21 protein-coding genes are annotated in these 24,245 nt (G+C 40.8%); 8 read left to right on the top strand and 13 right to left on the bottom strand.

The window, feature by feature from the left end:
- Nucleotides 1–80: 80 nt before the first annotated feature.
- The 7 genes from ACPZ3T_RS16305 (at nucleotide 81) to ACPZ3T_RS16335 (ending at nucleotide 4,326) form a co-directional block, all read left to right on the top strand.
- On the top strand, nucleotides 81–1,277 hold the full coding sequence (locus ACPZ3T_RS16305) for an ABC exporter membrane fusion protein (RefSeq protein WP_490277244.1): 1,197 nt from the start codon (nucleotides 81–83) through the stop codon (nucleotides 1,275–1,277).
- Nucleotides 1,274–1,459, top strand: coding sequence for a hypothetical protein (locus ACPZ3T_RS16310; protein ID WP_490270525.1), 186 nt, complete (start codon nucleotides 1,274–1,276; stop codon nucleotides 1,457–1,459). The genes ACPZ3T_RS16305 and ACPZ3T_RS16310 overlap by 4 nt, the downstream gene beginning before the upstream one ends.
- The gene (devC, locus tag ACPZ3T_RS16315) at nucleotides 1,404–2,570 is read left to right on the top strand and encodes an ABC transporter permease DevC (RefSeq protein WP_490277245.1); all 1,167 of its coding nucleotides are present in this window, start codon (nucleotides 1,404–1,406) and stop codon (nucleotides 2,568–2,570) included. Before ACPZ3T_RS16310 ends, devC begins: the two co-directional genes overlap by 56 nt.
- 22 nt (nucleotides 2,571–2,592) lie before the next feature.
- Nucleotides 2,593–2,766 (top strand): hypothetical protein, encoded by a 174-nt coding sequence (locus ACPZ3T_RS16320; protein WP_490270526.1) that lies wholly within the window; start codon nucleotides 2,593–2,595, stop codon nucleotides 2,764–2,766.
- Nucleotides 2,700–2,966, top strand: a complete 267-nt coding sequence (locus ACPZ3T_RS16325) for a hypothetical protein (protein ID WP_490270528.1) — start codon at nucleotides 2,700–2,702, stop codon at nucleotides 2,964–2,966. Before ACPZ3T_RS16320 ends, ACPZ3T_RS16325 begins: the two co-directional genes overlap by 67 nt.
- On the top strand, nucleotides 2,959–3,663 hold the full coding sequence (locus ACPZ3T_RS16330) for a DevA family ABC transporter ATP-binding protein (protein ID WP_490270530.1): 705 nt from the start codon (nucleotides 2,959–2,961) through the stop codon (nucleotides 3,661–3,663). The genes ACPZ3T_RS16325 and ACPZ3T_RS16330 overlap by 8 nt, the downstream gene beginning before the upstream one ends.
- Before the next feature lie 213 nt (nucleotides 3,664–3,876).
- Nucleotides 3,877–4,326 (top strand): DUF3592 domain-containing protein, encoded by a 450-nt coding sequence (locus ACPZ3T_RS16335; RefSeq protein WP_490270531.1) that lies wholly within the window; start codon nucleotides 3,877–3,879, stop codon nucleotides 4,324–4,326.
- A gap of 162 nt (nucleotides 4,327–4,488) precedes the next feature.
- On the opposite strand, the gene mutL is transcribed toward ACPZ3T_RS16335, so the two are convergent.
- From mutL to ACPZ3T_RS16360, 5 genes are all read right to left on the bottom strand, one after another.
- Nucleotides 4,489–6,222 (bottom strand): DNA mismatch repair endonuclease MutL, encoded by a 1,734-nt coding sequence (mutL, locus tag ACPZ3T_RS16340; RefSeq protein WP_490277246.1) that lies wholly within the window; start codon nucleotides 6,220–6,222, stop codon nucleotides 4,489–4,491.
- 160 nt (nucleotides 6,223–6,382) lie between these two features.
- A complete protein-coding gene (gene ygfZ / locus ACPZ3T_RS16345; RefSeq protein ID WP_490270532.1) occupies nucleotides 6,383–7,366 on the bottom strand; it encodes a CAF17-like 4Fe-4S cluster assembly/insertion protein YgfZ in 984 nt (327 codons plus the stop codon).
- 116 nt (nucleotides 7,367–7,482) lie between these two features.
- Nucleotides 7,483–7,749 (bottom strand): type II toxin-antitoxin system RelE family toxin, encoded by a 267-nt coding sequence (locus tag ACPZ3T_RS16350; protein WP_490270533.1) that lies wholly within the window; start codon nucleotides 7,747–7,749, stop codon nucleotides 7,483–7,485.
- Nucleotides 7,746–7,955, bottom strand: coding sequence for a hypothetical protein (locus tag ACPZ3T_RS16355; protein WP_490270534.1), 210 nt, complete (start codon nucleotides 7,953–7,955; stop codon nucleotides 7,746–7,748). Before ACPZ3T_RS16355 ends, ACPZ3T_RS16350 begins: the two co-directional genes overlap by 4 nt.
- Nucleotides 7,956–8,166: 211 nt before the next feature.
- Nucleotides 8,167–8,655 carry a hypothetical protein gene (locus ACPZ3T_RS16360; RefSeq protein ID WP_490270535.1) on the bottom strand — a complete coding sequence of 163 codons (489 nt, stop codon included), beginning with the start codon at nucleotides 8,653–8,655 and terminating at the stop codon, nucleotides 8,167–8,169.
- 168 nt (nucleotides 8,656–8,823) lie between these two features.
- Between ACPZ3T_RS16360 and ACPZ3T_RS16365 the strand changes: the two genes are divergently transcribed.
- A complete protein-coding gene (locus tag ACPZ3T_RS16365) occupies nucleotides 8,824–10,734 on the top strand; it encodes a protein kinase domain-containing protein (RefSeq protein WP_490270536.1) in 1,911 nt (636 codons plus the stop codon).
- 115 nt (nucleotides 10,735–10,849) lie between these two features.
- Here the strand turns inward: ACPZ3T_RS16365 and ACPZ3T_RS16370 are convergent, their stop codons facing one another.
- The 8 genes from ACPZ3T_RS16370 to ACPZ3T_RS16405 form a co-directional block, all read right to left on the bottom strand.
- The gene (locus ACPZ3T_RS16370; RefSeq protein ID WP_490270537.1) at nucleotides 10,850–11,497 is read right to left on the bottom strand and encodes a heterocyst differentiation related protein; all 648 of its coding nucleotides are present in this window, start codon (nucleotides 11,495–11,497) and stop codon (nucleotides 10,850–10,852) included.
- A gap of 243 nt (nucleotides 11,498–11,740) precedes the next feature.
- The gene (trpA, locus tag ACPZ3T_RS16375; RefSeq protein ID WP_490270538.1) at nucleotides 11,741–12,541 is read right to left on the bottom strand and encodes a tryptophan synthase subunit alpha; all 801 of its coding nucleotides are present in this window, start codon (nucleotides 12,539–12,541) and stop codon (nucleotides 11,741–11,743) included.
- A 99-nt stretch (nucleotides 12,542–12,640) separates the two neighbouring features.
- Nucleotides 12,641–12,952, bottom strand: coding sequence for a DUF3007 family protein (locus tag ACPZ3T_RS16380; protein ID WP_490270539.1), 312 nt, complete (start codon nucleotides 12,950–12,952; stop codon nucleotides 12,641–12,643).
- A gap of 25 nt (nucleotides 12,953–12,977) precedes the next feature.
- Nucleotides 12,978–13,190: an NAD(P)H-quinone oxidoreductase subunit L gene (ndhL, locus tag ACPZ3T_RS16385; protein ID WP_490270541.1), complete on the bottom strand. Its 213-nt coding sequence runs from the start codon at nucleotides 13,188–13,190 to the stop codon at nucleotides 12,978–12,980.
- A gap of 676 nt (nucleotides 13,191–13,866) precedes the next feature.
- Nucleotides 13,867–14,088, bottom strand: a complete 222-nt coding sequence (locus tag ACPZ3T_RS16390) for a PIN domain-containing protein (protein WP_490270542.1) — start codon at nucleotides 14,086–14,088, stop codon at nucleotides 13,867–13,869.
- Between the two features lie 6 nt (nucleotides 14,089–14,094).
- A complete protein-coding gene (locus tag ACPZ3T_RS16395) occupies nucleotides 14,095–14,310 on the bottom strand; it encodes a hypothetical protein (protein WP_490270543.1) in 216 nt (71 codons plus the stop codon).
- A gap of 231 nt (nucleotides 14,311–14,541) precedes the next feature.
- Nucleotides 14,542–15,180, bottom strand: coding sequence for a PEP-CTERM sorting domain-containing protein (locus tag ACPZ3T_RS16400; protein WP_490270544.1), 639 nt, complete (start codon nucleotides 15,178–15,180; stop codon nucleotides 14,542–14,544).
- A 438-nt stretch (nucleotides 15,181–15,618) separates the two neighbouring features.
- Nucleotides 15,619–23,946 (bottom strand): LamG-like jellyroll fold domain-containing protein, encoded by an 8,328-nt coding sequence (locus tag ACPZ3T_RS16405; protein WP_490270545.1) that lies wholly within the window; start codon nucleotides 23,944–23,946, stop codon nucleotides 15,619–15,621.
- Between the last annotated feature and the right edge of the window lie 299 nt (nucleotides 23,947–24,245).

Below are 24,245 nucleotides of genomic sequence, written 5' to 3' on the forward strand. Positions count from 1 at the left end.
CCATGCCCCATAACCGCCTATTTTCCATAAAAATTCGATTTGAGACAGCAAATTGGGAATTGCTACAAAGGTATGCGATTGTGCAAAATTCAAAGCTAAACCGTTCAATTTCTCCTCAATCGATTTCACGTCCAGCCATTTTTTTAGCTTTTTTTGTATCTTTTGCAGTCATAAGTATCAGTGTTTTTACTACATTAAAAATAAGGGAAGCATCTAATCAAAAGGTACAAGCACCAACAACATTATTAACAGAGCTAAAAACAGTCACCGCTTTAGGACGAATTGAACCCAAGGGGAAAGTCATTCAACTCTCTGCGACTACATCTAGTGAAGGCAGTCGGGTAGAGCAACTTTTAGTAAAAGAGGGAGATAAAGTCAAAGCCGGACAAGTAATTGCGATTTTAGATAGCCGGGATAAGTTAGAAGCTGCATTAAAACAAGCCCAGGAACAGGTAAAAGTCGCGCAGGCAATTCTCAACCGCACCAAAGCTGGAGCAAAAAGGGGAGAGGTGACTGCTCAACAAGCTATCATAGCTCGTCTGCAAGCTGAAGCTCAAGGTGACATAGCCGCTCAGAAGGCTACCGTAGCGCGATTACAAGCCGAAGTAAAAAACGCCGCAATAGAAAACCAACGTTATCAAACACTATATCAGCAAGGGGCAATTTCTGCTTCTCAGAGTGATAGTCAGCGATTGCAGTTAGAAACAGCCCAGAAAAATTTGCAAGAAGCTCAAGCACAGTTAGAGCGTCTACAAATTAGTAGCCAGCAAAAACTCCGAGAAGCCAAAGCCACCTTAGAGCAAATTACCGAAGTGCGGGGTGTTGATGTAGCAGCAGCCCAAGCGGAAGTCAATCGAGCCTTAGCCGGAGTCAATCAAGCCCAAGTTAATCTTACACAAGCTTACGTGCGATCGCCCCAAGACGGGCGAGTGTTTGAAATACATACCCATCCTGGGGAATTAGTCTCCAATAATGGCATTGCCGATATTGGGCAAACTGAGCAAATGTATGTCATTGCCGAAGTCTATGAAAGCGACATCAGCAAAGTCAAACCAGGCCAACAAGTACACATCATCGGCGATTATCTACCCATAGAAATGCAGGGAACAGTTGAGCGCAAGGGCTTACAGATACGACGGCAAAACGTAGTTAATACTGACCCTACCAGTAATATTGATAACCGAGTAGTAGAAGTCCAAATCCGCCTCAATACTGCCTCCAGCCAGAAAGCCGCCGATTTAACCAATATGCAAGTCAAGGTAGTAATTGAGTTGTGAAGTTGGAGAGACAGGGTAGACAGGGTAGACAAGGTAGACAAGGTGGACAAGGTAGAAATATTTACCCCATGCCCAATGCCCAATGCCCAATGCCCAATGCCCAATGCCCAATTCCCAAAACAAATTATGTTTCAACAATTGCGACGACGGACACCTTTAGGTTGGCTGCAATTAAGCCATGAAAAAAGTCGGTTGTTAGTGGCGTTGTCAGGTATTGCTTTTGCAGATTTACTGATGTTTATGCAGTTGGGATTTCAAGCGGCATTATATGACAGTAACACTCAACTACATCGCAATTTGCAAGCAGATATGATTGTGATTGGTTCGCAAACCCGCAACCTGCAACGCATTTCTACTTTTTCTCGCAGGCGACTATATCAAGCGATGGATGTGCCAGGAGTAAAATCAGCCGAAGCAATGTATGTGAGTAGCATGGTGTGGAAAAATCCCCAAACTCGCCGGGATACGGAGATTTTAGTTATTGGGATTAATCCTAACAAACCTGCTGTAGATTTCCCGGAAGTTAATGCCAAACTCTCAGAAATCAAGTTACCAGATACAGTGTTATTTGACCGTGCTGCTAGAGGAGATTATCAAGAAACTATTGCCCAACTAGAAGAGGGTAAAACTGTTAAGACAGAATTAGAACGGCGCACAATTACTATTAGCGGTTTATTTAAACTCGGAGCTTCCTTTGGTGCGGATGGTACGCTAATTACTAGTGACCAAAATTTCTTGCGTTTCTTTCCTCGTCAGCAGGCTTCTAGTGTCAGTTTAGGTTTGATTCAGTTACAACCAGGGGTAAATAGGGAAGAAATCAAAGAAGCATTAAAAGCACGTTTATCACAAGATGTCAAGGTGTTGACCCATGAGGAGTTTATTGAATTTGAAAATGACTTTTGGCGTACCAATTCCCCGATAGGATTCATTTTTAGTATTGGGGTATCAATGGGGTTTGTAGTCGGTGTGATTATTGTCTATCAAGTCTTATCTACAGATGTGAATAGCCACCTGAGAGAATACGCCACATTCAAGGCTATAGGATATCGCCATTACTACTTGCTAGGTGTGATCTTTGAAGAAGCCGTGATTTTAGCCTTATTAGGTTTTCTCCCAGGGTTAGCAGTATCTTTAGGACTGTATCAATTAACCCGCACTGCTACCAACTTACCAATTTACATGACCATGATTCGGGGATTACAGGTACTCATCCTCACTATTATTATGTGTACCATTTCCGGCGCGATCGCTACCCGCAAACTCCAAGCCGCCGATCCCGCAGATATGTTTTAGACAAGGGAGGAGAGGGGTAGGGGTGCAGGGGGCAGGGGGCAGGGGGCAGGGGGCAGGGGGCAGGGGGAGACAAGGGAGACAAGGGAGCAGGGGGAGTGTGGGGAGAGAGGGGAGTGTGGGGGGAAAGATTTGTTCTCCACCATCCCACACCAAGCACACCAAGCACACCAAGCACACCTCCTACACCCTGCCCTGACAAGGGCGAAATATTTACCCCAATGCCCCATGCCCAATTCCCAATTCCCAATTCCCAATTCCCCATGCCCAATTCCCCATGCCCCATGCCCAATTCCCAATTCCCAATTCCCAATTCCCCATGCCCAATTCCCCATGCCCCATGCCCAATTCCCAATTCCCAATTCCCAATTCCCAATTCCCAAAATAAATTATGTTTAGCGTCATTTCTCTTGAGAACCTCGACTATTATTTTGGTCATGGTTCACTGCGTAAGCAAGTTTTATCAAATATCAACTTAGAAATTACCAAAGGTGAAATTGTGATTTTGACTGGGCCTTCTGGTTCTGGTAAGACTACATTACTCACCTTAGTTGGTGGATTGCGTTCTGCTCAGTTTGGCAGTTTACGAGTATTAGGTAGAGAATTGTGTAGTGCGGATGCGGAACAATTAGTCCAAGCCCGACGTAATAATGGCTATATATTTCAATCTCATAACCTCCACAATAGTTTAACAGCACTCCAAAACGTCAAAATAGGTTTAGAGTTGCACCAGCACATTAAATTAGAAGCAATACAAACTCGTGCTGTGCAGATTTTAGAACAAGTAGGGTTAGCAAATCGCCTACATTATTATCCCAGTCAACTCTCTGGAGGTCAAAAACAACGAGTTGCGATCGCTCGTGCTTTAGTCAGCCATCCCCAAATAGTCTTAGCAGACGAACCCACAGCCGCCCTAGATAGCCAGTCTGGGAGAGATGTAGTTAACCTCATGCAAAAACTTGCCAAAGAACAAGGCTGTACCATCTTGATGGTGACTCATGACAACCGCATCCTCGACATTGCCGATCGCATTGTACACATGGAAGACGGCAAATTAGTTAACAGTCAACAGTTAACAGTTAACTATTCTCTCTAGTCGTCAATCTTCATAGACTTGTCGTACCTTTGTCATATTCCCTCCATAAACCTCTGTAATATTAGATAATGTATTTGGTTACAAAATGCTTTTTTTGGGTTATTAGGTAGGTCTTCCTGCCTTTTTTTTTATCTGCAAATTTCCGAAATAGGGTTTGCTCCAGCAGAGGTATAAACTATTGATTGAGCAAAAGCAATAGTTAACGAAAATCCTATGGATGATGCCAAATTTTTGCGGTTATTTGGTTCTATCTTCGGTGGTATTGGTAGTCTCTTCGCCGTTATCGGCATAATAATTGGACTCAACACTCGTTCTTTCCTAGCCACATCTGTAACAACCCAGGGAACAGTTACCGATTTGATTGGACGTTCATCAAGTAGTAGTAGAGTCTACTATCCTGTAGTAAAATTTACTCCATCTTCTGGTGATCCAATTACATTTCGAGCCAATACAGGCAGTAACCCACCAGCCTTTAAAAAAGGACAGCAAGTAGAAGTATTATACAATCCTCAACAACCAAATTCAGCCATGATTAATTCCTGGCTAGATTTCTGGTTTTTACCTGTGATGTTTACTGGTATGGGGTCACTTTTTGCATTGATTGGAGGAATTGCAATTATGAGTTCATTTCCTCAAGTAGTGAGACTATGGCGCGACAGATAATATCGTGTTCGGTTAAAGACTTATAATTAAGACTGCAAGGGGGCAGGGGGAAGAAAGAGTTTTTTGTTTCTGCACAAGTGGGAGAATTATAACTAATTATCTGAACTTGATATAATTCTTGAATTACGAATTACGAATTACGAATTACGAATTACGAATTAATTAAATCCCATGACTCTTGCCAATTACCCAATGACGACGGAAAAATCGGGATAAAGCCGACTCATCTAATGATAAATAAATTGGGCGGCCGTGGGGACAAGTGCGGGGGTTGCGGGTACGTTGCCAATCATCTAGTAACTGCTGCATTTCTGGTAAACTCATCGGCGTACCGTTACGAATAGCACTCCGACAAGCGACGGCGACTTGAGCCGTTTGTAAATCTCCGCCCCAACTTAGTTCTATGATTGCATCAGTAGAATCTTCACGCTGTTGCAACATAGCAGGCAGGTTACGTACTGCCCACAGTTGTTCACCAAAGGGTTCGATATCAAAACCGATGCGTTGCAGTTGGGTGATTTGGGCTGGTGATAATTGATAAAGAATAATTGGTGTTTCTACTGGAGTTAGTTGCCAATTATCACACAATTGCTCATACAAAACTCGCTCATGGGCAATGTGTTGTTCTACTAACCACATTCCCCCAGGATGTTCCGCCACGATGTAGGTATTGCTGACTTGGGCGACGGCTTTGAGGAAATGGAGACTGGGGACTGGGGACTGGGGACTGGGGACTGGGGACTGGGGACTAGGGTTGTAATTACCTTTTGATTCTGCGGCTTTGAGTAGTTGACTGACTCTGGTGGTGTGGAGAGATTCTTTGATGTTGGCGGAACTTAGGCGCAGTGCTTGGGTAATGGCTTGGTTAATTTGGTCTTGCCAATATGTTAACTCGTTGAGGTAAATTTCGGTTTTGGCGGGGTTACGATTCCAGTTAATTTGGTCTGGGGAAATGATTAAATGGAGGAAACAAATCGGATAGCGATCGCGTGGTAAGGTTCTATGAAATGCTGCTAAAATCGCCTGTTCTAATTCCGGTGATTTTACCATGCGTCCGTTAATCGCTACCCGCACCCAGTCCGGGCGATGGCGGTGACATCTATCGGGTAAGCCTACTACTAGGGTGAGTGTTGATTTTTGGGTGGAGGCAGGGCAGGGAGCAGGGGGGCAGGGGGCAGGGGGCAGAGGGGAAAATGGAGTTGCTCTACCGTTCTCTGGTACAAACCTCACTTCTTGTAAGTCGCCTTGTCGCACTTGGGGTAAGAGTTGGGGAAGGAGTTGTCCGACGGTAGCGGCTGGGGAGATGGTAAACCATTGGCGGTCATCTTGCCAAACTTGCCAAGTAACTTGCGGGTGACAAAGGGCAATGTTGTAAATTGTCGCTTGTACAGCTTTCATTTGCTGTGCAACTGACGGTAAACCATGACGACGCGCCGCACAATTAGCAAATAAATTTGAGACTATCACCACTGTACCAGGTGCGATCGCAGTCGCTTCCACCTGAATAGCTTTCCCCCCTTCACCGTAAACTACCCGCCATCCCACATTCTCACTAGAACGGCTGAAAATCTCCAAATCTGCAAGCGTCGTTAAACTATGTAAAGCTTCACCGCGAAATCCCAGACTGTTAATCTTCCACAAGTCGTCACTAGAGTGAATTTTACTAGTGCTGTGAGCTGCTGCGGCTTGTTGCAAATCATCCAAATCCATACCGCAACCATTATCCGTCACTCTAATACGCCACTGCTGCGGCCACAGAGCAACTACAATCCTTGTTGCACCCGCATCTAAAGCATTTTCCACCAATTCCCGCACCACAGCCGCCAAAGAATCAATTACCTCACCGGCGGTAATCAGATGTACAACTTCTTTAGGTAAAGTTTGAATAGATGTCATTGGGAATGGGGAATTGGGCATAGGGCATGGGGCATTGGGCATGGGGCATTGGGAATTGGGAATTGGGCATGGGGCATTGGGAATTGGGGTAAATATTTCTCCCTTGTCTCCCTTGTCTCCCCCTGCTCCCCTGCCCCCTGCTCCCTGCCCCCCTGCTCCCCTACGGATATTCATGAGACACAAAGGGAATAGATACTATTTCCCCCTCTGTGTTGCCTACTTGCACTTTTAACCCTACACCACCGGCTTTGCTTTTAATGTAACCTAGTCCAAAATAGCCATCGGCCGTTTCGGTATAACTGGTAAGTTTTCCGATTTTGTCGTCGCCAATAGTAATGGTTTCACCTACGACGGCGGCACTGTTAAGTTTAATTCCCCACAGATATTGTTTGACACCTTTATATGTGTTTAACCGGGCAATAGTTTCCTGTCCGATATAGCAACCTTTAGTAAAAGAGATAGTCTGCCATAAACCGACTTCTAAGGGATTAAAATCATCTGTAAGTTCTGCGTCTGGGGCTGGTCTTCCTTGTAATATGCGTAAATGTTCCCAAGCGCGATCGCTTAATTCTACCGCCCCTAGTTCTAAAATTTGCTGCCATACTTTCTCTTTGACAGACACAGGCAAAATTAATGTATAACCAGGGGAAGCTAAACCACTACCAACAGCGACGATGATATTGTCATCCACTGTCATATGATTGCCGTAGGGTTTACCGATAATTGCCCCTGCACCAAGTTTTTCTATTATCGCGTCACTTCCTGCACCGATAAGACTCAAAGCTGCTGTTTCCAATGTTACATCAGTTAATTGCACCTTATCAGCAAAAAAAATATAACGATCTAACCATTGCATTAAAAACTCACGACGGTTAGGCGACACCAAAAGCAACACCGCATCATCCAAAACATAAGCACTCACTAAATCAATCGTGCGGGCTGTGGATGTTACCATTACCGTATCACAGCCTTGTCCTGGCTTGAGACTTTGAAAATCATTCGTACTTTGGTTGTGTAAAAACCGCAGACAGTCATCGTTAGAAACACGGATACGTCCGCAAAAAGAGCGATCGCATACAGCAACCCCTGCGGTTGCGGCTTGGATAGCGGCTGCGTCTTTACCGTCAAGTGCAGATGTTGGCATGGTAGTCAAGAGTTACCCTGTTTCAATGTTTTCGCAATGGTGATTTTAGCAAATCCTGGTTAACAGCTTCAATCGCTTAGGGTTAGAACGGTTAACACTTTGACTAATTAATAACTTTACGGAAAGTATCTGTAAATCTCTTTCCTATGCAATACTCTGACAAAAACTGCCACACTATCTGATATAGTAAGGCCAATTCTATAGTCTCCCATTCTAATGCGATAATAATCGCCATCAGTTTTGAGTTTTTTAATATTTCTAATCTCCGCTAAACTCACAGCATTCTCAACTTCTTCAATTACAGCCTTCACTTTTTGCAGTAAGTTTTCATCTAGAATATCAGTTAAATCTTTCTCAAAGCTTTTTCTAAAATCAACGTTCATTTTTTACTGTCTAATATTTCAAATATAGCTTCACGACTAACAATTTCTGTATTTTCACCTTCCTTGATAGCTGCTTCTAAAGCTATATCTTCCATGATTTCTGTTAATAAATCAGAAATGACTTCTTTCTGTTCGTGAATAACTTCAACAATCGCTTTTTTAAGGATTTCTTTCAATCTAACTTCATCTAATTTGATTTCTGCCATAAATAATCTCAGTTATTTATTTGTCTTAATTGTAGCACGCCTACTATTTCTAGTAAGAGCGATCGCATACAGCAACCCCTGCGGTTGTGGCTCGGATAGCGGCTGCGTCTGTAGCCGAAAAAAAGTAATAGAATCATGTTTGTAGTCAGGACTTCAGTCCTCAAATAAAGACTAAACTTTTCACTACAAAACTTGAACTATTTAAATTTTTTTAAGCTAGCGGTAAATTAGCAAACACCTGCTCAACTAACTCCTTAGTTTTATCTTCCAAATGTTGCCAGTCAACTTCCCCAAACTCATCAATTAAATTAGCATCGATATCAACATTTTCACTGTCTGGACTGTAATTTATAAAACATACTTGATAGCATAATTCCCACAAATCAATACTGACATTTTGGTCTTGACGTTGCAAACATAAGTGATATCCTGGATGGGGCATTGGCAACCTCGCAAGACTTTCTCTGATGGCTTCTGCTTGTTCTAAACTGGCATTTTCCATCTCTTGCAATAACTGTGTTACCAAAGCTTTGGTTTCATCACTGGTGTTAGCTGGCCAAATCAACACATCTTGGTAAGTTCCTTTCCAAGTTGATTCATCTAGCTGCTTGCGGAGGTTGTCAATAACGCGAATAAAAGCAGGCTGCATGAGGAGTTCCGCCTGCTGCCATGTGGCTTGATCTGTTATTCTAGGTGGCATCGGTAATTAATAAAGGCACTAAAAGGATAAATTTACAGTCTGTGTTTATTAAAAGGATTATTGATTAAGTTCAAATCTTTTATCAAGATAGCGGATTTCACTGCCAAAATTTTGGAGATATTGATTACCATCGGGAAATTCTAGGTGATAACTGTGGGGAGGGATTTTATGATAGGCCAGTTACTAGACCATCGTTACCAAGTCGTTAGCGTTTTAGCTGTGGGAGGCTTTGGTCAAACCTACATAGCCCAAGATACCCGCAGGCCTGGAAATCCTGTATGCGTAGTCAAGCACCTCAAACCCTCTAGTTCTGACCCGAGAATTTTTGAAACTGCCAAGCGTCTGTTCAATAGTGAGGCGGAAACTTTAGAGAAATTGGGTAATCATGACCAAATACCCAGGCTATTAGCTTATTTTGATGAAAACCAAGAATTTTATTTAGTTCAAGAATATATTGAAGGACATACCCTCACAGAAGAACTTGTTCCTGGGAAACGTTGGAGTGAAAGCCAAGTTATTCAACTGTTGCAGGATGCCTTAAAGATTCTAGAGTTTGTTCACCAACAAGGGGTGATTCACCGCGATATTAAACCAGATAATATTGTTCGTCGTACCTCAGATAATAAATTAGTTTTAGTAGATTTTGGCGCAGTTAAGCAATTGCGGACTCAAATGGTAACAGTTGGCGGACAACCCACTGCTACCGTCGCTATTGGTACTCCTGGTTATATGCCTACAGAACAAGGACAAGGTAAACCCCGTCCGAATAGTGATATTTATTCTCTGGGTATTATCGCCATTCAAGCCTTGACGGGAATACCAGCCACGGAGTTACAAGAAGACCCCAACACAGGGGAAATTATCTGGCAGCATTTAGTTACAGTTAACTATCGCCTAGCAGAAGTGTTAACTAAAATGGTGCGTTATCACTTCAAAGACCGTTATCAAAGCGCAACGGAAGCACTAGAAGCTTGTCAAAATGTGATTAATCCCGTAGCTGTAGGTGTATCTGCTACAGGGACAAAATCCATCAATAGCCCCAACTACAGAGGAAATACACCATCGTCTGATTTATCTCGACACCAAACTGTAGCTGTTGCACCAGCTAACCCCATCAAAGCTAAACCCCCTCGTAAAGATTCTCCTAAAGCTGACCCCTGGCCGTTATTAATTGGGTTATTCTTGGCAGGGGGTGCGGCGGCTGTGGTTGCTAACTTTTATCCTAATGTGAAAAATTTAGCGTCTAATTTTTTGGGTAATAATTTGACCACAACAGATAAATGTCTAGCGGTAGTGGCGGGTAATTCTAATATCCGTTCTGAACCGAGTTCGATTAACTCTGATAATGTCTTAAAAACAATTGGTGAAAATAGTCAATTTGAGGTGACTGGTAGACGCACCAAACGGGGATGGGTGGAAATTAAACTTAATCCTCGTCGTTTAGCTTGGGCGCACTCAGATGTGATTATCAATAAACAGGAATGGCCTACTTGCTTACGTGAGAAAGGTATTGCCATTGAGACATTCAATGATAGTCAATTCATTGCTGCTAAACCTGTTCCCCAACCCCAACCAAAATCTGAGCGAATTACCCCAGCACCAAAACCAGTAGCATCCCCAAGTGCTACCCCGGCGCAGTCTCAGGCAGACCCCACCAAAATTATTGCCAAAGCCAGACAAAAGTATGAATCAGGTGATTTAATAGGAGCGATCGCTACACTGAGATCCTTACCTGATAGTACCTCAGCTAGCATTAAAGAAACAACCGCCATGATTCAACAATGGCAACAAGATTGGGAAAAAGCCGATGCACTCTTTAAAGACATCAATCAGGCTCTAGATAATGGTCAATGGGATAAGGTTTTAGACTACCAAAATCATCCTGAAAAACTGCCGAATATCAAATACTGGCGCAACAAACTAGAACCCGTATTTAAACAAGCAGCCGAAAACTTGGCGAAACAAGTAGTTCCCCCAAGTAATGATCAAAATCAATCTAAACCACAACCATCTCAAACTGAAGAACCCTTCACTTCAGAAATCATCAACTCTGAAGAATTGCCTCAGAATGGATATTAAGGGCATTGGGAATGGGGCATGGGGCATTGGGCATTGGGGTAAGTATTTCTCCCTTGTCTACCTTGTCTACCTTGTCTCCCCCTGCTCCCTGCTCCCTGCTCCCTGCCCTCTTTCCTTAGATCATCTCATCATACTCACGCGTTTCCATCCGCCTCGCATCCATCCCACTTGGGGGTAGAAATTCCGCACGACGCATAGGGACTATGGGCTGAGTACCTTGGTAGGGGTGAATTACTTGTACTGTCCTAGTAGGACGTGAGCGAGAGGAAAATAAAGATAATACACCAGCGACTACAATACCACCGCCAATGGTGAGGGTTGCACCTCCAGCCGCCCAAACGATGGGTGAAGACCACCAGGGGGTTTCAGCTTGGAATGCTGCGGCGGCAACTCTTTGGCTATTTTGTTGGGCTTGTTGCAGTTGTTGGTTGTTGTAGTTCTGGAATTGAAACTGGAGTTGTTGGTTTTGCGCTCTCAGTTGTTCGTTGTCGTTTTTGAGGCGTTCCAAATCCATTTTCAGCCGTTCTAGTTCTACACGCTGTTCTGTACTAGGAGCGGTAGGGGGCTGATTAGCGTATTGTGTTTGCCCGTAGGGTGGGTAATAAGTTGGGGGTTGAATTGGTTGGGGTGCGACTACAGTACCTGGAATTTGGGGACTAACAGCAAAGTTAGGCTGTACGGAAGCACTTGTCCCTCTGAGTAATAAAAGAGCGGCCAGTCCAGCTACAGCGACACCGCCAATAAATGCCATACTCTCACTCATCGCCTTTTAACCTCAACTGCGATGTAAACACAAAAACTTTTGACTGACACACTCTCACACTCATAATCTTTTAAGCCTACTTAATTTGACATAGTACCCAAATCATCAGCTACTGTATCATTTGGTTTTTTTTAGCCTAGTATTCCAATGTTAATATTCAAAACTATAAATTTTGAATTGTCCACTAAATAGCGGTAAAAAAAACTGCCTTGTTATACTTTGTAATCTAGTTTATCTTAGTGATCAAGATGTTTTGATGGCTGCTTTGAGATTTTGACAAAATTGCGCGATCGCACTTAGTCCTTGTTCTGGTGTACCTTCGGCTAAACGCTTCACAAAGGCACTACCCACAATGATTGCATCTGCACCCCATTCTTTAACTTGGGTTGCTTGTTCGGGTTGAGAAATACCGAAGCCGACACCAATGGGTTTGTCTGTAAATTGGCGAATTTTGGCTAATAAATCAGACACCCGTGTTTCCATTTGCGATCGCATTCCTGTCACACCTGTCACACTCACCAAGTAGATAAATCCTTGGGAGGCTTGGGCAATCGCTTCTATTCGGTCTACAGAGCTAGTAGGGGCGATTAACAAAGTTACATCAATCCCCCGTTCACTCGCTGGTTGCAATAGCCCTGCTGCTTCTTCTAGGGGTAAATCCGGCACTACCAAACCAGCCACCCCAGCCGCCGCTACTTGGTCTAAAAATTTGTCAATGCCCCTGTGTAAGATGGGGTTGTAGTAGGTAAATAAAATAATTGGTGCTTGTAAACTAGGAATAGTCCCTTGCAGCATTTCCAGGACATTCTCTAATTTTGTTCCCTTTTGTAAAGCACGAGTAGCAGCCGCTTGAATGACTGGCCCATCAGCAAGAGGATCAGAATAGGGAACACCTAGTTCAATAAAATCCGCACCACTGGCATCTAAAAGTTTTAAGGCGGCGGCGGTAGTTGCTAAATCAGGATCACCGGCAGTAATAAACGGAATCAGAGCGCACTCTTGATTCCGCTTGAGGGTTTGAAAGCGATCGGCAATAACGGTCATTAGTCATTTGTCATGAATCAATGGTCATTAGTCAATGGTCATTAGTTAAGAATGCTGAGATTTGCACTATCGACTATAGACTTTTGACTAATGATTACTTTACACCTGAGATTGTTCTTCTTGCTCAATCTCAGCTTGAATTTTCGCTAATTCTTCGGGAGAAAGTTCATCCAGTCGTTTTTGGAAGAAAGCTTCCTCATACTGCTGGCGTTGTTGATGGTAGGTCATTTTCTTACTCCCCGCGCGGAAAGCATAGGTTGCTACCCAACCAATCAACCCCACAACTAGCAAAGCTTGACTCCATATCCCAGCCAGTTGAGGATCAAAACCTACTAGCTTTAAACCCAGATACGCCAAGCCACCAGCTATGAATATGGCAAAACTAATTGCGATCGCATCAATCTTTCGCATGAGATTATATGACCTACCAATCTTGTTAAACTTCTATTTTGCGTGGTTTAGGACGCAGGTTGACAAACGGCGATAAAACCAACAGTCCTGGAAAGAACAGGAACACCAGGAAATACATGAAGGTACGCTCAATAGAGCTAACCACATACCAGCGTAGATTCATGTAAATCATTAAAGCAACGGGGACAACTAACAAATAAGCTCCGGCTAGAGCCAAATACAGCAGGGGTACAATCATAAACTCTTTGTTTGTTGGTGCATCTTTATCTCCATCATAGGCTGAACATTGGGGCTAAAGAAACCTTAAGTATTGGGCTTTTAAATGACTCCTGCAAAAATTCCTGATTATTGCTGATCAAAATTGGGAAATCATGCTACAATGGCAAAGCTAGTAAAACAGCAGTGCGGTTGTAAAACAAGATTCAAAGTCCTATGCTGCACTAGTAACGAGGTAGCGCAAGCAACTTCGAGCTAGAAACAGCAAAACCATTAAAAAGGATAAAAAATTTCTATCTTGTTGGACAAAAAACGCAATTTATGCTGAAATAGATAGGTGGTTATTTTCTTGAAGAAGTAAATAACCAACTCCCAAGCAAATGGGGGGGTGTGGCGGAATGGCAGACGCTACGGACTTAAATTAAATTGAGCCTTGAAGGAGAAATCCTTGAAGTGGATGCTCTCAAATTCAGGGAAACCTAAATCTGGTGACAGACAAGGCAATCCTGAGCCAAGCCGAAACAGTAAAAACTATTCGGAAGGTGCAGAGACTCGACGGGAGCTACCCTAACGTCAAGACGAGGGTAAAGAGAGAGTCCAATTCTCAAAGCCAACAGGCAGTAGCGAAAGCTGCGGGAGAATGAAAATCCGTTGACCTTAAACGGTCGTGAGGGTTCAAGTCCCTCCACCCCCATAAATTAATTCAAAATGCCAAATTTGTGATTTTGACTTTCCCATAACTCTGCCGCAAGGATTTTAACAGCGCGTTGTGGGTTGATGGCTAATCCATATTTCACTTCCATAACTGTTAGAGATGAAACAAAAATTTCAGTGGGAGTGATTACTTTTATTTGCTTGAGGGTGTTTTCTTCTCCTTTGACAAAATCACTAATTACGCAAGTATCTAGTAGATAACCCATACATAATTACAGTTCTATTTCGTTTGGTGGTATCAGTTCATCTCGGTATGATTCAAAAATAATACTTTCTTTTACACCTGTATGTTGCATAATTATTTCTGGCCATTGGCTGGGTTTGGTTTCTAAGAAGGTGACGAAAACTAAACTTTCAGTTATACCCTGTGGGGTTTCAGTTAATTCAATTTTGCCGTTTTTATAAATTCCTTGAATTGTTTTTAACATATAGCTTACCTCCTACATTCATTGATTTTAACCTATCGTTTCTAATGTTTATGTTATGCAAACAATTGAGAGCGATCGCTCCCATTTTGATTTTACTTAGCATGGAGCGATCGCCTGAATTTCCCTTATATTTCCTGAGATGATAGCGTTCTACGCCAAAAACTGAACATAGATTAGGGTGTTGGGTTTCCTTGCGTCTACCCAACCCACATTTTTTTGCTACTAATGTGGTTAAGCTTTTTTGCTATCTCTTCTCTTTAACATTAGACCAAAGCCACCAGCCAAAATAGAACCAAGGGTAGTTAAAGGTTCGGGGACTGATTGAGAATTGCTCAAGGAAGCATTTGTTACTGACAATATTGATGAGTTAACAACATCATTCACATCAATAACACCAATACCAATGTCGTAGATGCCAGATGTGGCAAATGTATAGCTAAAAGGGGTATTTCCAGTTAGAGAGAAAACTGAGTTATCAATGGTGACAAAGGCGCGATCGCTAGAGGCAGTATCATAAGTTAAAAAGGAATAATCGAAGCGGAAAACATCTCCAGCTAAGACATTTAACGCGGTTTTAATTGCAGAACCTTCGGTGGCATCACTACCAAGTTGTCCTGGTGCGAGAGTTAAGAAAGTTTCTAGTGAGCTAATATCGGTTGGGTCATTACCTGAAAGATTGTAGTTGTCAGCATCATCACTGCCATCAGCAAAGGCATTTGTTAGTTTAGTTTCAGATAAAGTTGAAGAAACATCACCTGATGTTGCCCAGGTGCTGAAGTCAAGACTAGCGGCAAACGCAGGGGATGCAATGGTGAAGCTGCTCAAACTCAAGAAGCTAACAACCATAGCCTGATGAAGTCTGCGCGCCATAAAAGTTGTATTCAACATCATAAAACTCCTAGAAATTGGTGAAAATGCTTGGTGAGTAAATGTGTTATTCGTTATTAGTTGGGAAGACTTAACCTCTATATGACGTGAGTTCGACAAGTCTTTTTTGACCTCTCCCCCAACCCCTCTCCGACACGGAGAGGGGAGTAAAGATCATTACATATCGACGAAAAATAAAGGTTTTAAAGCCTCTCTCCTTGCAGGGGCTACGGTGTACACACAAGTCATTCGATCCCCCTAAATCCCCCTTAAAAAGGGGGACTTTAACTCTAGTTCCCCCTTTTTCAAGGGGGGTTAGGGGGGATCAAGCCACATTTTGCACTCAGTACAAAGATGTGTGTACACCGTAGCCTTGCAGGGGAGAGGTACCCTACAGGAAGCAAGCTATGGAGAGGGGTTTTTCCCGCCGTCGAACTCACGTTAAAATACAAAGTTGATGGGGTTATTCAAAGTGCCAGTATTAGCCAGGTTTACGGTAATGAAATGTCTGAAGATGTCATTACCTGTGGGGCCGTCAGCATCAATTTGCACAGTGAAGTTGTTGTTGCTAGTACCCTGGACAAATTTCACATAGCCGTCGGCTATTGCGTTTGTACCGTTGTAGCCTCCTGGAACTAAGCTGTTGAGCAGTTCCGTTAAGACAATACTATCTTTGTTAATCTCAAAATCTGTAATTGTGTCACCGCGATCGCGGATATTAGTATAGACAAATTGGTCATACCCTTCACCACCAGTTAGTGTATCTGCACCTTGTAAGCCGATGATGCGATCGTTTCCAGAAGTTCCAGTTAATGTATCACGTCCTGATGTACCAGTGACTTGATTTAGCGGCTGACTGGACGGATTAATAGTGATAGATTGGGGACGAATAGCGAAACTTGTATAGTTGTTACCATCAAGACCAGAACCAGCAACTGAAAGTAACTGTGAAGTGAAAGCAAAATCTCCACCACCCAAAGTGAAACTGCTATCAATATTTATGCCTCCAAGGGGAGGAAATACAACGCCACCTAAATCTCCACCGCCACCAGAATTTGCTGGAGGATTCTGAGCAACATTACCATTAGGATCTCTAAAATTACTGGCTTGAAGAGTTCCCTGTAGATTTTCAAGTTTAATGATGGCATCACTACCTGCCTGAAACCCTGCTGTACCATCATTAATAACTAAGTAGCGATCGCTGCTATCGCTAAATAGGGCAGCAGCGTTGGGTTGAAATCCACTAATGTTTCCTATCTGTAATACTAGATTGATTGAAGACTCAGTAAGTTCCATAACAGAACCAGCATCATAGAAGTAAAATCCAGATACAGTAGGAATTTGGAATTGGTCTTCGTTAGCATTGAAGTCTGTAATGACATCAAAGTTATTAAGCAGGGAGTGTTGTAAGTTAGTGTAAACAAAAATGTCTGCGCCAGTTCCTCCGGTAAGAGTATCTTTTCCAAATCCCCCGGTTAGTATGTCATTATCAGCACCACCATTCAAAGTGTCATTACCAACACCACCATTCAAAGTGTCATTACCAACACCACCATTCAAAGTGTCATTACCGCCAATAGTTGAAAAAGTTTCGGTAACAACACTATTGCCCTGTCCATTGACGGTACCATTATTACGATTGCTGGTTAAATCTGTAATGGTATTGCCAGTAGCATTATCAAAGTTCCAGTAGCTGACTAACCTTGCTTCTGTTCCCGTCAAAGTTTTATTCAGGTTATTGCTAATTTCTGTGGCACTACGAGCTACATTCCAAATACGGACTTCATCAATGGCACCGTTGACTTTAAAGGAGTTGATATCCCAAGGTGCTACTCCCATCCGTAAATTGCTGGTATTTGTACCAAGTGGATTAGAACTTGCTGCCGTTCTGCCAACTTCGATTCCATTGACATAACCAATCATGCTTCCCCCTCTTTTCCAGGTAACAGCGATGTGAGTCCATTGGTTAGAAGGGATTTGTCCAGATTCAAAAGTATTACGATTTCTTTGAGAATCCCAAAATTCTGGATTTAGTTTTCCATTATTCACACCAAGAAGGTAGCCTGAGCCAACAGGGGTTTTACCGATAATTTTTTGGTTTTGAGTAGAATTGGCTAAATTAACCCATGCTTCTATGGTTATTTCTTCACTAATATTTAAAGAAGCACTATTAGCAACTGTTACATAATCATCGATTCCATCCAATCTCAGGGCTTTGTTATCATCCCCGATAAGAGTATCGTCACCAGCACCACCATCTAGAGTGTCATCTCCGCCACCGCCATTGAGAGTGTTGTTAGCACTATTGCCTGTGATGACATTATTGGCGGCGTTACCTGTACCGTTAATCGCTGCTGTTCCTGTCAATGTTAAGTTTTCGACATTAGGCAGATTAGCTAGGCTAAAGGTAACGCTGGAGCGAATTGTATCTGTACCTTCATTGGCATTTTCAGTAATGGTGTCAGTGGTGCTATCGACAATGTAGGTATCGTTACCTGTACCACCAATCAAGGTATCAGTCCCTGCACCACCATTGAGAGTATTGTTGCCACTGTTCCCTGTGATGACATTCCTCTCGGCGTTACCTGTGCCGTTAATCGCACCTGTTCCTGTCAATGTCAGGTTTTCTACATTAGCAATATCAGCAATACTAAAGGTGACACTGGATTGAACTGTATCAGTTCCTTCTTCTGGATTTTCGAGAATAGTATCAGTGATGCTATTAACAACAATATAAGTATCGTTACCACCACCACCTTTTAGTAAGCTGTAGTAGTCATACTCACCCTTAAGGATATCATTCCCAGCCGTTCCTTCTTTATAATTATTAAAAACGATGAGTGAATCTGTGGAATCATTAGCATTACCCACCCAGCTACTATTGCTGGTAAAAATTTCCGATAGCTCCTTAAAGTTATTATCTTGGTAGAGCGCAACTGCCCAACCTTGAGGAACTTTTAAGGAACTTAGGATGTCTTTATCGAAGCCATTTCTTAGTAATGTGTCATAATCATACCTACCTGGTATTAGCTTCAAACTCTTTCCTAAAAAATCACCATCTTCAAAAATTTCAGCATATTGACCAGAGATAATGAAATTTGAACTTATTTCAAAATCTGGCTTGTTGCTAAAAGTGATTAAATGCTGGGATCTAAAGAATGGGAAATTACTAATGTAATTAGTACCCGAATTAAGCTCGATAATACCTCGTCGAGAAATGTTACTACCGGAATCGTTCCATTTACCAGCGCCACCAAAATTCATCTCCACATAATCTTCGTTACCACCATCATTATTAGGTTCACCCTGATACCAGTTTCGATAAGTAGATGTTATGCCATTGACCCACTGAAAAACACCTTCTGTTGTTCTATCTGTCAACCCTACCCACAATTGTTCACTGCCACCAAAAGTATTAACTAACCAATCTTGCTCATTTTGGTCATTAATCGTTACTAAATTACCGCCTATACTTTTAGCTAGGGCTTGAACCTGTTCCCAAGTACCAACATTACTGAGGAGATATTTGTGTCCATTATAATTGTAAATAGGGCTGGCAAAATCAAATATCTTATAGGATAAAATACCTGTTGTTTTATCGTAGCTAAATTGATCCATAGAAGTTGGACCAAATTGTGAAATATCAATCTGAATCTTATCTCCCTCTGAAGAATTGAAGTCTGTAATGGTATCTATTCCTTCTGAGATACTGTGAAAGACAAAAGTATCAGCATTAGCACCTCCCGTTAGGATGTCATTACCTTCTCCACCTTCAAGGGTATCATTACCAGCACCTCCATTTATGGTGTCGTTACCTGCACCACCTTCGAGACGATTATTTTGGCTATTGCCAGATAAGAAATCATTACCACTGCCGCCAATGGCATTTTCAATTGATGCTAAAACGTGCTGGAATTGGCTGCTTGCTATCCCTCTTTTATAAACTAATCCAGTTGTATAACCGAAAGAGTTATCAAAGTTGTTGAGAGATATGTCTAGATTTTCAGTATAAACGCTGTAAGAAACCGTATCACTATCACCCGGATCGTCATATACACCTATGGCTTTATCACTTTCATCGTGGGCACCATCTAATTTAGCAAAAGCATAGCTGGTAGAAAGAATGTCAGAACCTTTTCCACCGTAGAGGTTTCCCCCTCCGAAAAGGTAGTCATTTCCTTCTCCGCCAACGAGATAATCATAATGATTGCCATAGAGGTGATCATCGCCATCTCCGCCATAAAGCTCATCATAGCCGTTGTCGCCATACAAGATATCATTACCTCCGTCTCCATAGAGGTAATCATCGCCATCTCCGCCATGAAGCAAGTCCTCATTTTCTTCACCATACAGGTAGTCAGTATCTCCCTCGCCTAACAATAAGTCGTCGCCTTTTTTACCATAAATATTGTTCCTACTATTATCACCATGCAGAGTATCGTTGCCATCTGTGCCGATTATGTTTGTTCCATTATTAGCCGAGACATCTTGTAGACCATTACCTATGGTGTATCCAGATCCCCTATTTAGTAACTCGTTATGTTTTTTCTCAATTGTGGTTTTGGCATATTCAGCTATGGCTTTTGCCTCGTCATACCAAATCACATGATAGTTTCCATCCAAATAAAACTTAATACCTACAGTTCCTAGCAGAGCTACACTTGCCCAAGCTGCAACAAAGTCATTGTGAGAATTGCCATCATTGGTATACTCAAAATACATTTCTCCAGATCCTAAATTCCATCCTCCAATAAAAGGTATAGGATCAGGAACATTGACAGTGGCTTCCCCAAACATATAAATGTCAGAGTTGGATGTTGCCAAAAATTGAGTTTGGGTTTTGATTAGTCCATGTAAAATGTTGAAATCACTTTCTGCCCACAAATATCCCTTATGCCAATCAAGTACTATTTCACCATGTCCTGTAATTAGACCACCAAGAACTCTAATGTTGCCATCTGCTTCTAAATAATCCTTAGTAATTTCACCATGTAGGTCTAATTCAATCAGGGAGCCGTGAATACCACCACCAGCCCAAGAAGGTAAATCTAAGTTAATTTTAGGTCCGGCTGTGATTTCTACATCGCCACTAAATTTTGAAATGTTTCCTGCCTTATATTGCCCTTCTATGCTTTGAAGATATGCACCTGTAGTTCCAATCGGTTTATTGAGGTGATCTGCTTTAATGTCAGCATAAGTTAATATGCCATCTTGAAAAATAACATTAGCCCCAATCTCAATTCCACTGGGGATTATCAGAGTTCCTTTACCCGTGACTATTTTATCTTGTGTATTAATCCCTAATTCTGCGTATTTGATTGTCCATCCCGTTGCTATGTTGATATCCTTAGCGGAAAATGTTCCGATAACTTGAACAGGGTTCTGAGAATCGTTGCTAAATTTAATAAAGTTTGAGCCGCTAAAATCAGCAGTTAAATTGTAAAAATTGGGAAGTTCTAATTTACCTTGAATTTGAAAATATTCTTCTGCAACCGTGTTGCCATCTTTATCTTTTACTGTTTTGTTTAAATCTTTTGCGTATTTAAGTTTAATACCTGTACCGATCGCTTTGAGCTTAGGTAAACCCAGAAGATTGACAGTAAAGTCAGGCAGGTCAACTTGAGCTTCTCTTAATGAAAAACCATTTTTTGTTATCTCTAAGTCTTTTAACGTTACCTGAATTCTATTCCCCTGTTCGTCTTTTCCCAACAACTCAGGTAGTATAATAAAACCTTCTGTTAGAGTAAATTTTGGATCCCAATAGTTATCATCTGTGGGATTTATGTCTGACCTAAATTCAATTGTGCGGATATCTATCTCTGTTCCAAAAACACTAAAATCTGTTCCTACTCCGCTATTAGCGGTAAATGTAAAAACCCCATTTTTATCTGTTTCTTTTTTATTATAGGCTCCTGTAATTTGGATAAACTTATCTTTCGATGTGTAGAGATTTGCTCCTAGGGAACCAGTAATGGTACTTGAACCAAAAGATTTGTTTAAATTGGCATTAAAATCCTGAAGCTTCCAGTCTCCCCATATATTTATTTGGTTAACAGTAATATGAGTGTTAGTTGCCAAATCAAATGGCAAAGTACTATTAGGGTCATTGCTCTTTTTAACCTTAATATATTTACCATTAGTCAATTCGAGTGTAGCGTTGTTGAGATAGGGAACTATAAAACTACCACCAAATGTTGCTACAAGAGCCTCTTCTTCATTTACTGTTTCTTTCTGAAAGCTTAGAGAGGGATTCTTAACTTGAATTTTTAAACCGAAAACGTTAAATTCTTTAGTCGTTTCTGGTGGTATTTGTAATTTTGCGCCTGTGACATCAACACCATCGGCACCAATGCTAATATAGTGATTTCCTTCTCCTTTTGTATAGTTGCCATCCTCTACTGTCAACTGTAAACTACCGAGTGCTTCCGGTAGTGTTAAATGACCTTTTAATTTTAGACGGTCTTCGTTAAACGCTAACCCTTTAAAAATGACTTCTACACCAAGCAGCTTAAATCCAGGCTTATTGTTCGGTAAGCTTGCGGCTAGATTGTCTGGATCAAATGTAATGCTGTCTGTAACTTCAAATAAAGGAGAGTTTCTATCATATCCCTGTCCAGCATAAATTTTGGGATTCTTACTAGAACCAGCTATTTTTTCGACATGTATTAGCTCTTTACCCGTGTCATCATTAACTCTGACTCTTCCTCCATCAACAATAATTAAAGGTGTAAAAATATTGTCTTTATTACCTATATAAACTAATTGATTTTCCCAAATTTTACTATCTGCTAATTCAAAAAAATTTAACTGATTATTACTGATATTATTCTCAATGTTAAGGTTAGCATTAAGATTCTTCTGAATAGGAAATATACTAGCATTACCTACAGGAAATGCACGGAGAGAGTTGTTTTTAGTAAAATCAATTTCGCCAAATACTGCATAATGAGCATCACTGTATATATAATTGTGTCCAATGATGGGTATTGGTTGAACTGCTCCACTCCTTGATAAGATAAAGTCCTTTGTTAAATTTAAGCCATAATATTGTGGAAGTATATTTGTTCTATTGTCTGGCAAAGCATTAGGTTCAATATTCAAATCCCCAAGTATTATGGTTCTATTATCTATAGTGTTATCTTGATTCAATAAATTAGTGAATGTCCCAAGAGTTTCTCTTGCAATATTTTCAGGTTGTTCATTATGCCAAGCAAAAATATTATTATAACTGACACCATTTTTACTTAATTGAATTTTAATTGGAGGGCGATACCATTGACCATCTTGTCTTCTCCAAACGTCATTGTTTGGTTGATACCAATTTACAGAATTAACTGTAACCTTAGTCTCAATATTATAAAGTACAAGATAGCCAGTGTTGGTATTCTTAAACCATGTTCTTGTCGTATCTAGAGGACGCTCTGTTTCCAATATTTTATAACCAAATAAATCTTTATTTTTTCCTCCAGGATATAGAATTTCTTCCAGCTTTTTTGTGTTTTTTAAATCTGTAGTTAGTACCTCTTGTAAAACTATTATATCTAAGGGATTAAATTTACCATCGGCAAGTTCTTCTCCAGTTTCTATTATGTTGGCAATCATACTTAAACGGTCAGCGAAATTGCCGGATGGGATTGTTCCATTCCTATCAGTTCTACCATTCCAAAAATTCCAAGTTCCTATTCTTAGAACATTACCATCAGTATTTCTCTCAATCCCAATTTCTCCATTACTTCTCCTTACCAGAGTAACAATATCATTCTCTTCCCTTAAAGCCTGTAACTCCTCATCACTCAGAGTATTACCTTGCACCAGTTCTGAAAAAATATCCCCTTCATCACCAGGGGAATCAACTTCATTAATCTGAGAATCCACAAAATGTCCAATTTCCTCCAATAATACATCAGTAATTTTGGCGGTATTATTAGCATATGTATCAATAAATTCCACCGCCAAATAAATTGTTTGTGTATCATCAGAAAACGCACCATTTCCGCCAGTAATAGCAGCACGATTGACAATCTTAATATTAGGAATATCAGTAAAATTATCTTCAGCAAAATTATCAAATAAATTATCTGCTACTTCCCAATTAAAATCAGTACCAAAAGCAGTTTCTAACTTAGTTATATATTCTCGATCAAATCGAAACTTACTGAGATAGTCATAGCTATCTCGTAACGCTTGAGCTACTATTCCGTAAATATCCAACAAATCCAATGTGCTGTTATTCTGAAGATTTTCAGCAAAAACAACAGTCAGATTATCCTTAACCTTGGTTTCATCTAACTGGGTTTGACTATTTTTATAAACTTCAACAATTTCTCTGCTAATTATCGTATCATTGTTATTATCATTAACTTGATTATTACTACTATCAGTATCCCCTTGTCCAATATAATTCGTCTGTTTACTATTAATTCTAATAGATTTATTATTAACTGAAATTGGAGCTTTTAAAGCATTCAATGAATTAAAAGCATTTCTATTATTTTCACTAAGTGACGGCAAACCCAAAACTATATCATCTGTTTTTTTATGCCCAAATGCTAAAAGCAGATGATTGAGATTAGCAGAATTGAAATCATCGGCATCAAATAAAATTTTATTTGGTAACTTATCTGACTTGGCAAACCGAGCAAATAAAAAAGAGTTATTAACTACTTCTTCATCGTCCAGAATGCCAAAGAATAAATCTTGATAAAATAATATTTCTCTAGCCAACCCGATTTTATATAAGTTGTTAGGTAAAGTTTTATAGTTTTTCATGGTTTCACTCCTTGGTATTGCATCGATAAATAAGCACAAAAAAATGTCTGCATTCCTAAAGCAAATTTAGGAATCAGTCTCATGTAAAAGAGGTATATGAAGCAAAAGAGAGAATATTTAAGTAGGCATCAGTAAAATTACTTATACCCGATATAATAATATTTTGTTAATTACTAACTTCAGACCTAACAATTACTGACTTATTCTGACTTTCAACTAAGTTTAATAATTTTTTAATATTCTTCTTCAATAGATAATTTAAGTTAGTAATTTATAAATTGATACCATTATGATTTTTC

It is taken from the genome of Aliinostoc maniaoense, from assembly GCF_058172895.1.